The organism is Mycobacterium bourgelatii (assembly GCF_010723575.1).
GTDB lineage: Bacteria > Actinomycetota > Actinomycetes > Mycobacteriales > Mycobacteriaceae > Mycobacterium > Mycobacterium bourgelatii.
On sequence record NZ_BLKZ01000001.1, the window covers coordinates 1,456,812 to 1,468,791 of the forward strand.

Below are 11,980 nucleotides of genomic sequence, written 5' to 3' on the forward strand. Positions count from 1 at the left end.
CTCAGCGGTCGGGGGCGAGAATCAGACCGCTGGTCGGCACCCCGGTGCCCGAGGTGACAAGCACATGCTCGACGTTGTCCACCTGGTTGTGCGACGTACCCCGGATTTGACGAACGCCCTCCGTGATTCCGTTCATGCCGTGGATATACGCCTCGCCGAGCAACCCGCCGTTGGTGTTGATCGGCATGCGACCCCCGATCGACAACTCTTCGACCGAGACGAAATCCTTGGCTTCGCCCCGACCACAGAAACCCAACTCCTCAAGTTGGGTGAAGACGAACGGCGTGAAGTGATCGTAGAGAAATGCCGTGGAGATGTCCTGCGGTTTGAGGCCGGAGTCGCGCCATAGCTTGTTGCCGACGACGCCCATCTCCGGCAACCCGGTGATGTCGTCACGGTAATAACTCGTCATCACCTCGCCGTCGTAGGCCGCGCCCTGTGCTGCCGCGGTGATGACGGCGGGAGGCTTGGCGAGGTCGCGTGCGCGTTCGACACTGGTAACGACCAGCGCAACGCCGCCATCGCTTTCCTGGCAGCAGTCCAGCAATCTGAGCACCGGTTCGATGATCCAGCGCGAGTTCTGGTGTTGTTCAAGGGTTATCGGCTTGCCATAGAACCAGGCATCGGGGTTGTTGGCGGCGTGCTTACGGTCGATGACGGATATTTTGCCGAAATCGGCATTGGTCACACCGTATGTCGTCATGTAACGCTGTGCGTGCAGCGCAACCCAGGCGGCGGGCGTCATGAACCCGAACGGTGCGTAGGGGGCCATCCACAGCGGAGTCACCCCGGGCTGGCGCCCCGCTCCGCCGAACCGAAGTCCGGAGCGCTCGTTGAACGCTCGGTAGCAGACCACCGCTTCGGCGACTCCCGTCGCGACCGCCATCGCGGCCTGCAGCACCGTGCCCGCCGCAGCTCCGCCACCGTGCGGCACTCTGGTGAAGAACGTCAGGTCCTTGATGCCGACGTTGCGCGCGACCTCGATCTCCTCGTTGTCGTCGACGGAGAAGGTGACCATGCCATCGATGTCGCTCGGCCGCAGCCCGGCGTCATTGATTGCGGCTTTTACCGCTTCGCAGGCCAGTTGCATCTCGCTTCGGCCGGATTCTTTGGAGAATTCCGTTTGACCGATCCCGACCAGTGCGGTCTTGCCGCCGATACCCTGGCTAGCCCGTGTCATGCATCCACACCTTCGAGCAGGCTCAGCACTGCGGTACCGGTCGCGTGATCGCCGAGGCTGTTGGTGCTTCTGAAGGTAACTTCAACCAGGCCTTCGCCATTCGCAGTCGATTTGCCGGTGACGCTCCCGGTGAAGCGCAATGGATCGTTCGGGTAGGCGGGAACGCCAAGGCGAATGGAGAGCTTCTTGATCATTGCTTCCGGGCCCGCCCAGTCGTTCAGGAACTTCACGCACAGACCGTTCGTGGTCAGGATGTTAAGGAAAATATCCTTTGAGCCTTGGGAATTGGCGAAGTCGCGGTCATGGTGGACCGGCATGTAGTCCCGCGACGCGATGGCGCCGGCGACAATCAGCGTCGTGGTCACCGGAACCTCCAACGGAGTGACTTCGTCGCCCACCTGCACGGCGTTCCATGCGAGTGTGCGGGTGCGGTCGACGGTGCCAACAGCGCGGTCAGTCATTTGCTTCCTTTCGGTATCCTGCGCCCAGGCGAGCTAGTTGCTGCGAGGCCGATCCCAGCGCGAGCTCGTTCTCTTTGGCCCACAGGAAATATCGGTGCAGCGGATAGGTGACATCGATTCCGATGCCGCCGTGTACCTGCTGTGCCGACGCGACGACTCGTGCGCCGGCCTCAGCGGCCCAGAACTTCGCGATCCCGGCCTCGCGCGTTGCCGATCGGCCCTTGGCGATCAGCCACGCGGCGTGCCAGGTGGTCCAGCGAATCGCCTCCACATCGATGAAGGCGTCGGCCAGCCGTTGTTGAACGGCCTGGAATGAGCCGATCGGGCGGCCGAACTGTTCGCGTTGGCTGGTGTACGACGCGGCGAGCTTGAGTGCCCGCTCGGTGACGCCGACCTGGATGGCACACAGCCCGACGAGTGCCCGAGTGTAGAGGGCTTCGACGGCGTCCGTGCCGCTCGTGTCGAGGCGGCGTCCTCGGGCGCCGGTGAATTCGACATCGGCATAGGGCTCCGCGTTGGTGGTGCGCACGGGGTGGACATCGACACCGTCGCTGGTCGTATCGACGACGAACAGGCCTGGGCCGTCATCGGTTTGAGCCGATACGACGATTGCTGCGGCCAGTTGCGCGGCGGGAACGAGGTCCTTGGTGCCGTCAATCCGCCACACGTCGGCATCGGCGCGGGCAACGGTGCGCGGGCTGGCTGGATCGGAGTTGCTCGGTTCGGTGAGCGCGCTTGTCAAGATCGTACTGCCGTTTACCACTCCGGGCAGATATTGCTGCTGTAATGCCGAATCCCCATGCCGCGCAATCGTGTCCGCACCTAGGACCAGTGTCGGGTAGACGGGTACCGGCGCGACGCTCCAACCGACCTCGGAGAGTAGGACGCCTAGTTCCAGGAAGCTGCCGCCGCTACCGCCGACCGATTCCGGCAATGCGATTCCGAGTAGATCCGAGGAAGCCAGTTCACCCCAGAGGTCGGGGTCGTATCGATTCTCGCGCGATTCCAGGTCGGTGAGATGTTCCGGCGTGGCGCGGTGCTCGAACAGTTGGCGGGCGACCTTGCCTACGGTCTCTTGTTCTTCGGTAAAGGAGAAGTCCATGTTCTCTCGATGTTCGCTGCTGCTGGTCAGCGGGCGGGCCGGAATTGATGGAGCACTAGTTCTTTGCCGCTGGGGATGGCTTCGAATTTTTCGTAGAAGACTTCGACGGGCATGCCGACCTCGATCGCTTCCGGTTCGATATCGCAGAGGTTCGAGACGATGCGTACCCCCTCATCGAGTTCGATGAGTGCGACAACGTAGGGGTATTGGATGAACGGAAGCGGTGGGTACTTTGGCATCACGAAGCTGTACACGGTTCCGCGGCCTGACGATTCGATGGGATCCCATTTCAAGGACTGGCAGTTCCCACACATCGGACGTGGCGGCACCCGCAGGGTGCCGCAGTCCGCGCACCGCTGGATGAGTAGCTTGTGGTCTGCCAGACCGGACCAGAAAAACTCGGTGTCCGGGCTTATCGTGGGCGCAAGTCGACTGGCCATCAGCTTCCCGTCTTGAATCGGAGGGTGCGGAATCGTTGACGGCCGAGGACTTCACCGTTCTGATCACGGTAGGTCGTGATCCAGGTGACGAAGAAGCCGCTGCCCATCGCCGTCTTCTTTTCGTCCGAGATCGTTTCATACACGGTTTCGGCGGTGATCTCGTCGCCGACCCGTGGGTAGCGCTCGATCTCGAACTCCGAGTTGGTTGCGATGGTGCCGGTGTAACCGGCGTCGGCAAGGAACTGCAGCGGATTGTTTTTGATTTCCACCGGAACTCCGCCGCGCTCGTGGATACCGGCGAGCTTCGGCGGCGCCATGGTCCAGGACTGCAACATCACCGGCGGCGAGACAACGCCACCATAGCGGGATGACGCAGCGAATTCAGGATCCAGATACGCCGGGCTCAGGTCGTCGAGCGCATAGGCCCAATGCCGAATCATCGCTTGATTAACTGGATCCGGCGCCTTGGCGGGCTGGCCGGAACTGATCGGCTGGCCGATGAGCGCGTCGAGGCGTTGCCGCAGTTCCTCTTTGGTTATCTCAGTCACGGTCGACCTTTCTGTCAGGATGAGCTGGCACGCATGTCCCGAGGTGCGCGCGGCATCAAAAGGCCGGCCATCGCGATGATGTCGCGCTGCAACTCGTTGGCCCCGCCGCCGAAGGTGTTGATCACGGCCAAGCGGTAAGCGCTCTCCAGCTCACCCTTGAGCGGAGCCGCCGAGCCCTTGCGAACACCGGGTTGGCCCACAATATCGAGCAACTCTCGGGCCACTTGTTGGGTCAATTCGGTGCCGAACACCTTTGCCGCCGAAGCCTGGCCCATGCCTAGAGGACCGGAACTCATAGTGGCATTCACCCGCAGGTTCAGCAGCCGATATGCCGCAACCTGCGCCTCTACCCGAGCCAGTGCCTGCTGCACCCAGGGCTGATCGATCACCATGCCGTCGTCGAGTGGTGTGGTCTTTGCCCAGTCGAGGGTCTTGTTGAACAGCGGCTCCAGCGCGCCAAGGTTGCCCAACGCCGCACGTTCCAAGTTCAGCTGGTTCGTAACCAGCTTCCAGCCCTGGTTTTCGCCCAACACGATGGCGCTTTCCGGGACTCGGACGTCGTCGTAGAACGTGTAATACGTCGACACCCCCGGCATCGTGCGCAGTGGCTTCCAGGAAAACCCCGGCGCATCCGTCGGCACGATGAACAGCGTAATTCCCTTGTGTTTCTTGACGGTTGGGTCGGTCCGCGCGGCCAGCCAGATGTAGTCGGCGAACTCGGCACCGCTGGTGAACATCTTCGATCCGTTGATGACGAACTCGTCGCCGTCGCGCACCGCCGTGGTGCGCAGCGAAGCCAGGTCGCTACCGGCACCCGGCTCCGAATAGCCGATTGCGAAATCGACGGTGCCCTTGAGGATCGCGGGAAGGAATTTGTTCTTCTGCTCGTCGGTACCGTACTGGATCAGCGTGGGGCCCACGGTGTTCAGGGTGATCATCGGCAGCGGCGCGTTCACTCGCCGAGCTTCCTCGGCGAAGATGTACTGCTCCAACGGAGTCAATCCGCCACCACCGTATTCGACCGGCCAAGCGACGCCGAGCAACCCCGCTTCGCCCAGCGCCCGTCGGCATTCGGCGACCGCCGGGCCACCTTCCAACTGCCCCGCCACGGCCGCTCGACGCTCCGGGGTCATTACCGCTTCCAGGCGCCTCCGGTAATCCAGTCGCAGTCGCTCTTGCTCCGGCGTGTAGTCAAAATCCATCAAGCGCCCGTCCCTAAGCGAACCGGCATGCGCTTCACTCCGGGCACCATGGTGGCGCGAAGCCGAGTCACGTCACCGGTCAGCTCGATGCTCGGATAGCTACCCAGCAGCACCTCAAACATCACCCTTGCTTCCAGGCGCGCGAGTTGTGCTCCCAGACAGGCATGTTCGCCGGCTCCGAAAGCGATGTGCGGGTTGGGGTTACGGGTGATATCGAACTCTTCACTGGTGGGCCCGAAGATCTCTTCGTCACGGTTGGCCGCGCCGTAGAGCATGACGACGGTGTCGCCCGCCTTGATCTGCTGACCACGTATTACCACGTCCTCGGTTGCACATCGCGCCATGTGGGTGACGGGACTGGTGTACCGCAGCATCTCCTCGATGGCGCTGGGCAGCAACGAAGGATCGGATTGAAGCAGAGCGAATTGGTCGGGATGATCGATCAGCGCCAAGGTGCCCAAAGCGATGAGGTTGCGGGTGGTCTCGTTACCCGCCACCAGCAGGAGGAACGAGAAGTTAAGCAGATCCTCATCGCTGAGGCGTTCGCCGTCGACCTCGGCAGCCGCCAGGATGCTCAGCAGGTCGTCCTGTCCGCTGACCTCTCCCGACCGCCGTGCCGCGATGAGTTTGGTGAAGTATTCGTAGAGCTCACCGAGGGCCACCAGGTGGTCCATCTCGATCTCGGGATCGGCCGTGCCCACCGCCGCATCAGACCAGACGCGGAACCGCTCCCAGTCCTCCGGGGGAGCGCCGAGCAGTTCGGCGATCATCCGGGTCGGCAACGGTGCGGCGATCTCGTCGGCGAACTCGTAGTCACGTGACGTGTCGACGCCGTCGAGGATGCCCCGCACGATTTCGCGCACCTTGGGCTCGAGCAATGTCACCTGGCGGCGGGTGAAGCCGGAGTTGATGAGTTTGCGCAGCTGCCGGTGGCGGGGCGGGTCGGTGAAGATCAGGTTGCCTTCCTGGACCGGGGTGGGCAGAGCCGGATCCGGGATGCTTATGCCCTTGGTCGACGAAAACAGGTGCGGGTGGCCCGAAACGAACCGAACATCCTCGTACTTCAAGAGAGCCCAGAAGTTGGTGACGTCGTTCCATACCACCGGCGTGGTGTTACGGAGTTCTCGATAGGTGGGGTACGGATCGCCGGCATAGAAGTCGGGCGAATGCAGGGGGGCTGTCGTGGTGGGCAACGCACGCCTTCCTTGGAGGCCTACCGTTCGGATTTGGGCTTGCCGGACAGATAGGACGAAAATGTCCGTTTGCAAGTTGTCTACCGGACGTCGGGCAGGCCTGTCAATCGTGAACGATAAAGCCTGAAATACCATCGCTGCACGTTGACGCGGTCTTAGCGCCGGTGTACACACAGTTGGGATATGTCTGTTCTCGATACGTGCTCGATCTAACGGAAGGCAGGCAACGGGTGGCAGATTCGCGTTCCCTGGTCGACACACACCAGCTTGGGGGAGGCCACTACATCGCTGGAGAGTGGATCGATGGAGGTAGTGGACGCTACGACGTCATCAATCCCGCGACGGAGCAGGTGATCGGCACTGCCCCGGACGCGGACGTAGCCGATGTTGAGCGGGCGATCGAGGCGGCGCGTCATGCCTTCGGCACCGGTCCGTGGCCCGCGGCCGAACCGGCGGAACGCGCGCGTTGCCTGCGGCAACTCAGCGACGCCCTGCTGGCCAGGGCCGAGGAGATATATGCCCTGGCACAGGCGGAATGGGGTTGCTCGGCCAATGAGCGGCTGATTCACGTCGAAGGGCCGGCGTTCATGGTCGGGCACGCCGCTGAGCTCGCGATGGAACCCGCCGAAGCTCCGATGGATGCCTGGGGAGCGGCCGGTACCACGCTATTGCGCTATGAACCGCTCGGTGTGGTTGCGGCGATGACACCATGGAATTTTCCGCACACGCTCAATGTGATGAAGCTGGGTGCGGCACTGGCGGCAGGCAACACGCTGGTGCTCAAGCCGTCGCCCTTGACCCCGCTGGCCGGGCTCGCGTTGGCGCGAATCATTCACGAGGACACCGACATCCCGCCCGGCGTCGTCAACGTGGTCACTCCGACAGGCATCGAGGCCAGCAGGTTGTTGACGCACGACCCGCGGGTGGACATGGTCAGCTTTACCGGTAGCTCGGCCGTCGGCCGCGACGTCATGGCCGGCGCAGCCGGCACGATGAAGCGCGTCCTGCTCGAGTGCGGCGGCAAGTCGGCCAGCATTTTGCTGCCCGACGTCGACCTCAACGAAGACCTGCTGCAGCGGTTGTTGTTCGAAGGATGCACCATGCACGCGGGTCAGGCGTGCATCCTCAACAGTCGACTGCTACTGCCGGAGTCGATCCACGACGAAGTGGTCGGTCGACTCGCCGAACTGGCAAGCAATGTGGTGATCGGCGACCCCGTCGATCCCTCGGTCACAATGGGGCCGTTGATCAGCCGCGAACACTTGGAGCGCGTCGAGGGCTTCGTCAGCCGCGCCGTAGCCGACGGTGCCACAGTGGTCACCGGCGGCGCCCGTCCGAAAGACCTGAGCAGCGGCTTCTACTTCGAGCCGACCATACTGACCGATGTGCCGGCCGATGCCTACATCGCGCAGGAGGAGGTGTTCGGCCCGGTGCTGACCGTGTTGCGCTACCGCGATGACGACGAAGCGGTGTCCGTCGCCAACAACTCGCCGTACGGGTTGGGCGGCGCCGTGTGGGGTACTGACGTCGAGCGTGCGTTGGCCATCGCGCGTCGGATCAGGACGGGTCAGGTGTCGATCAACGGGACCATTCCAGGGGACGCGCCGTTCGGAGGTTTCAAGCAGAGCGGCATCGGTCGCGAGGGTGGTGTCATGGGATTGCGGGCTTACATGGAGCCTAAGGCGATCGGGGTGCCCGCGTGAATCGGCCGCTGGCAGGCTTGCGCGTCGTCGAATTGGCGACCGAGATCGCCGGCCCCTACTGTACGAAACTGCTCGTCGACCTCGGCGCCGACGTGTGCAAGATTGAACCCTTGACCGGCGATCCGTTGCGCCGCTGGGGACCGTTTCCGTCCGGCCGGCCGGATCCACAGCGCAGTGGGCTGTTCGAGTACCTCAACGCCGGAAAGCGTGGCGCCGCACTGGATCTGGCGCAGCCAGCCAATGTGACGAAGGTCCAGGAATTGATCGCCGGGGCGGACCTGTTGGTCGAGAACCTGCCCGCCACGGCACCCGAGCGTAAGGACTACGGCCTGGACCGCGATTCCCTGTCGCGGATCAACCCGCGCTTGGTGGTCGTCCGGATCTCGGACTTCGGGCAGCAGGGGCCCCTGCGGGACCAACCGACGACTCCGCTGACGATGCAGGCGGCATCGGGTTGGGTCAACCTGCGGGAACCGGGGCGCGCGCCGGTGCAGGCCGGTGCCCGGATCCCCGAATACGTTGTCGGCGGCTACGCCGCGCTCGGTGCGCTCACCGCGTTGCGAACCGGCGGCGCGGCCAACGAAGTCGTCGAGGTCGATGTCTCGACGTTCGAGTCGCTGCTGTCCACGCTGCCCTATCCCATGCTGATGGCCGCTCGCCTGAAAAGCCTTGGCCTGCCGACAAATTCCAAGGCAGCTCCCATGCTGGGTATCGTGCGGGCCGCCGACGGCTGGATCGGGATCAACTGTCTTACGGGCCAGCATTGGCTCGACGTGTGCGCGATGGTCGGGTTGCCGGAATTCGGCGACCTTCAAATCGCGGTCATGTTGGGTGGGCCGGAGCGGGACGAATTCTTTGCCAAGGCCCAGCCGTTCTTCGATTCGATGAACGTGGCGGACCTTGTCGAATTGAGCCAGGCCATGCGGATCCCGGCTGCGCCGGTGAGCGATGGCGACACGATCATGGATTGCCCGCAGTACGCCGAGCGGGGTTTCTTCGTTGAAGCGGGTGCCGACGGATGGCGATTTTCCCGGCCCGGCGCGGCGTTTCGGCTGTCGAAGTCGCCTGTGCCCCTGCCGGTTCCTGCTCCGCCACTGGGAGTTGAGGCGCCGGTCGGGTGGGGGGAGCGCGCGACTCCAGGTCCGACTGGTACCGCTACCGATGCTGCGCTGCCGTTCTCGGGGCTGAAGGTGTTCGACTTGAGCACCTTCTGGGCAGGCGCCTATCTGACCTGCTATCTGGGTGCCTTTGGCGCCGATGTGATCAAGGTCGAGTCCATCCAGCGTCCCGATGGTCACCGATACTCCGGTTCGTTGCTGCGTGAGGGCGATGACTGGTACGAGCGCGGACCGCTGTGGCAGGCGACGAATCTCAACAAGCGCGATATCACCCTGGATCTCAGTTCGGCCGTCGGCCGCGAACTGGCGCTGCGGTTGGCCGCCGAAGCCGATGTGGTGGTCGAGAACTTCTCGCCTCGGGTGGTAGAGCAGTTCGGGTTGGACTACGACTCCCTGGTCAAGATCAATCCCGACGTCATCATGGTGCGCATGCCGGGATTCGGCTTGGAGGGGCCGTGGCGCGACTACGTGGGCTGGGCGCTCAACATCGAACAGGTGTCGGGAATGGCGTCCGCGACCGGATACCCAGATGGCCCGCCGTGCAATCTGCAGGGACCCGCAGACCCCATTGCGGGTGTGCATGGCTGCATCGCCCTGCTCGCCGCGCTCCAACACAGGAAACGTACCGGCGAAGGACAGCTGATCGAGGTCGCGCAAGTGGAGGTGGGCGCCGCGGTAGCGGCCGAACCGTTGATCGAGTACTCAATGACGGGGAAAGTTCGCCCGCGGCAGGGCAATCGGCACCGCGATTACCCCCAAGGTGTGTACCCGACCAGCGTTACCGACGAGTGGGTCGCCGTGTCGATACGCGATGACTCCGACTGGGCGGGTCTGGTCGGCGCCATGAAACGCGATGAGCTACAAGACGACCCGCGCTTCGCGACCCCGGATGCCCGGCTGGCCAACCACGACGCATTCGACGCGGTGCTCACCGAGTGGACCGCCGCGTTAGCACCGGATGAGGTGGTGGCGGCACTTGTCCAGCGGAAAGTGCCCGCGGCTCGAATACTCGCGTCCGACCGCATGTATGACATCGACCAACTCGATGCGCGTGGGTTCTACCAGGATTTGGAGCACCCGATCACGGGTCGGCATCGGTTCCCGGGCTGGCCGTTTCGCATCTCGCCCGGGCCGACGGCACATCACAGAACACCGTCCCCGACGCTGGGTCAGCACAATGCCGACGTGCTTGGTGCACTCGGGCTGTCCGCTGATGAGATCGCGGCGTTGCGTGAGCAGCGCGTCATCGGTGAGCGCCTGCTCAACGCCTAGCCCGCTCAGCGGGCCGGGTCGGCGGGCAGGGAAGGCGTCAGGCCTCGACCATTGCCGCAATGGTGTCGACGACGCACGCCGGGCGGTCGGATCCCTCGACTTCGACCGTAACGCGCACGGTGGCCCGGGCGCCTTTGTCGTTGCGTTCCACTCGAAGTAACTCCGCTCCCGCCCGGATCCGGGAGTCGACCGGAACCGGCGCGGGAAACCGCAGTTTGTCGGAGCCGTAATTGACTTGCATCGACAGCCCGGTCACCCGGTAAATCTGTTGCACCAGAATGGGAACCAACGACAGGGTCAGATAGCCGTGGGCGATGGTCTTGCCGTAGGGCCCAGCCGCCGCCTTCTCGGGATCGACATGTATCCACTGGTGGTCACCTGTCGCCTCGGCGAAGAGGTCGATTTCGTGCTGGGTCACTCGCCGCCAAGCGCTGTAACCGAGGTGTTCGCCGACGTGTGCCTCGAAGGCGGCAATGCCGTCGTACACCTTCGGAGTCGCGGTCGCCGCCTGCGTCATACGGCGACCTTGAGCCGTAACTGCTCGATGGCGTTGCCGCCCATGATCTTCGCCTTGGCGGAGTCCGAAATGCCGTCAAGCCTGTCGACAAAGCTCAACGGGTCGCCGATGCCCTCCGGATGCGGATAGTCCGAGCCGAACATCACGTGATCCTCACCCATGATGTCGATGATTCCCTTGATGTCGTCCTCCAAGAACGGGTGGATGTAGATGTTGCGTTTGAACACCTCAACGGGGTGTTCGTCGAACTCTTTCGGCATGATCTTGTACGCCATGTTGAGTTGCTCGAGGAGGTTTCGTACCCACCCGCTGCCGTTTTCGACACAAAGAATCTTGAGATCGGGGAACCGGGACAGCGCGCCGTGGCAGATCATCGCGGCAAGCGTGTCCTCGATCGCCCGGTGGCCCATGACCACTTCACGCAGCGCACTGGGCTTGAACGAGAGGTATTCATCCCCGCCCTCCCACTCCATGAGGTGCTTCTGGTAGCCGCTGTCGGATGCGTGCATGGTGACCGGGATACCGGCGTTGACGACCTCTTCCCAGAACGGGTCGAACTCCGGCAGGCCCATGGAACGTGAGCCGCCGAAGCGACTGGGCACCGGCGCCGGCCGGACCAGGAACGTCTTCATGCCGCGTTCGAGGCCCCAGCGAAACTCCCGGATGGCCTCGTCCACCAGCGGCAGGCAGACGACCGGCGTCGCGAAGATCCGGTCCTTGTAGTCGAACGTCCAGTGCTCGTGCATCCACTCGTTGAGCGCGTGGATGATCGCGTGGGTGAGCACGACGTCGTCGGTGGTCCGCTCTTCGATCAGGCTGGCCAGGGTGGGGTACATGACGCACTGGTCGATGCCCAGTTCGTCCATCAGCTCCAGCCGTGGGGCGGGCTCCTGAAAGGCTGGAATGACATCCATTGCCTCGCCGACAAACTCGCGGAAATTGAGACCTTCGGGGTTGTTCCCCAGGAAGTAGTCTTCGGCGCTGCCGGGCCTGGCCACGCGTGCGAACGTGGGGTTGGGGATCATGTGGCTGATCCGGTCCTTGACCATGAGTTTGGGCCGGCCGTTGACCTCGACGTAGCCGACCTTGCCGCGGTGCTCCTTCGGCAGATACTTCGTGAGCGCGTCCGTCGTCTCGTACATGTGGTTGTCGATGTCGAAAACCGGGTACGGCAATGAACGGGCCGACATGATTCCTCCTGAGCAGCGAATATGATCATTTACGCCAATTGAGAACGACGTTAT

The 11,980-nt window shown here is 63.4% G+C and carries 11 protein-coding genes; 2 read left to right on the forward strand and 9 right to left on the reverse strand.

What is annotated here, in order from left to right:
* Position 1: 1 nt before the first annotated feature.
* From G6N68_RS06680 to G6N68_RS06710, 7 genes are read right to left on the reverse strand one after another with little or no spacing between them, the layout of a single operon-like run.
* Positions 2-1,180 carry a lipid-transfer protein gene (locus G6N68_RS06680; RefSeq protein WP_163709452.1) on the reverse strand — a complete coding sequence of 393 codons (1,179 nt, stop codon included), beginning with the start codon at positions 1,178-1,180 and terminating at the stop codon, positions 2-4.
* A complete protein-coding gene (locus tag G6N68_RS06685) occupies positions 1,177-1,641 on the reverse strand; it encodes a MaoC family dehydratase (protein ID WP_163709455.1) in 465 nt (154 codons plus the stop codon). The genes G6N68_RS06680 and G6N68_RS06685 overlap by 4 nt, the downstream gene beginning before the upstream one ends.
* A complete protein-coding gene (locus G6N68_RS06690) occupies positions 1,634-2,743 on the reverse strand; it encodes an acyl-CoA dehydrogenase family protein (RefSeq protein WP_163709458.1) in 1,110 nt (369 codons plus the stop codon). The genes G6N68_RS06685 and G6N68_RS06690 overlap by 8 nt, the downstream gene beginning before the upstream one ends.
* Before the next feature lie 26 nt (positions 2,744-2,769).
* Positions 2,770-3,183, reverse strand: coding sequence for a Zn-ribbon domain-containing OB-fold protein (locus G6N68_RS06695; RefSeq protein ID WP_163709460.1), 414 nt, complete (start codon positions 3,181-3,183; stop codon positions 2,770-2,772).
* Complete coding sequence (locus G6N68_RS06700; RefSeq protein WP_163709463.1) at positions 3,183-3,731, reverse strand: FAS1-like dehydratase domain-containing protein; 549 nt, start codon at positions 3,729-3,731, stop codon at positions 3,183-3,185. Before G6N68_RS06700 ends, G6N68_RS06695 begins: the two co-directional genes overlap by 1 nt.
* A gap of 14 nt (positions 3,732-3,745) precedes the next feature.
* The gene (locus tag G6N68_RS06705; protein ID WP_163709466.1) at positions 3,746-4,933 is read right to left on the reverse strand and encodes an acyl-CoA dehydrogenase family protein; all 1,188 of its coding nucleotides are present in this window, start codon (positions 4,931-4,933) and stop codon (positions 3,746-3,748) included.
* Positions 4,933-6,105 (reverse strand): cytochrome P450, encoded by a 1,173-nt coding sequence (locus G6N68_RS06710; protein ID WP_163718274.1) that lies wholly within the window; start codon positions 6,103-6,105, stop codon positions 4,933-4,935. The genes G6N68_RS06705 and G6N68_RS06710 overlap by 1 nt, the downstream gene beginning before the upstream one ends.
* 251 nt (positions 6,106-6,356) lie before the next feature.
* Between G6N68_RS06710 and G6N68_RS06715 the strand changes: the two genes are divergently transcribed.
* Together G6N68_RS06715 and G6N68_RS06720 are read left to right on the forward strand one after the other, a co-directional pair.
* Positions 6,357-7,829, forward strand: coding sequence for an aldehyde dehydrogenase family protein (locus tag G6N68_RS06715; RefSeq protein ID WP_163709470.1), 1,473 nt, complete (start codon positions 6,357-6,359; stop codon positions 7,827-7,829).
* Positions 7,826-10,219, forward strand: a complete 2,394-nt coding sequence (locus G6N68_RS06720; protein ID WP_163709474.1) for a CaiB/BaiF CoA transferase family protein — start codon at positions 7,826-7,828, stop codon at positions 10,217-10,219. The genes G6N68_RS06715 and G6N68_RS06720 overlap by 4 nt, the downstream gene beginning before the upstream one ends.
* 37 nt (positions 10,220-10,256) lie before the next feature.
* Here G6N68_RS06720 and G6N68_RS06725 read toward each other — a convergent pair whose 3' ends face one another.
* The gene (locus tag G6N68_RS06725; protein ID WP_163709477.1) at positions 10,257-10,736 is read right to left on the reverse strand and encodes a MaoC family dehydratase; all 480 of its coding nucleotides are present in this window, start codon (positions 10,734-10,736) and stop codon (positions 10,257-10,259) included.
* Positions 10,733-11,926, reverse strand: coding sequence for an amidohydrolase family protein (locus tag G6N68_RS06730; RefSeq protein WP_163709480.1), 1,194 nt, complete (start codon positions 11,924-11,926; stop codon positions 10,733-10,735). The genes G6N68_RS06725 and G6N68_RS06730 overlap by 4 nt, the downstream gene beginning before the upstream one ends.
* Between the last annotated feature and the right edge of the window lie 54 nt (positions 11,927-11,980).

Excerpts from the sequence above, each read along its gene's own strand:
- G6N68_RS06680 (WP_163709452.1), bottom strand. The coding sequence starts at position 1,180 with ATGACACGGGCTAGCCAGGGTATCGGCGGCAAGACCGCACTGGTCGGG.
- G6N68_RS06725 (WP_163709477.1), bottom strand. The coding sequence starts at position 10,736 with ATGACGCAGGCGGCGACCGCGACTCCGAAGGTGTACGACGGCATTGCC.
- G6N68_RS06730 (WP_163709480.1), bottom strand. The coding sequence starts at position 11,926 with ATGTCGGCCCGTTCATTGCCGTACCCGGTTTTCGACATCGACAACCAC.
- G6N68_RS06685 (WP_163709455.1), bottom strand. The coding sequence starts at position 1,641 with ATGACTGACCGCGCTGTTGGCACCGTCGACCGCACCCGCACACTCGCA.
- G6N68_RS06695 (WP_163709460.1), bottom strand. The coding sequence starts at position 3,183 with ATGGCCAGTCGACTTGCGCCCACGATAAGCCCGGACACCGAGTTTTTC.
- G6N68_RS06690 (WP_163709458.1), bottom strand. The coding sequence starts at position 2,743 with ATGGACTTCTCCTTTACCGAAGAACAAGAGACCGTAGGCAAGGTCGCC.
- G6N68_RS06705 (WP_163709466.1), bottom strand. The coding sequence starts at position 4,933 with ATGGATTTTGACTACACGCCGGAGCAAGAGCGACTGCGACTGGATTAC.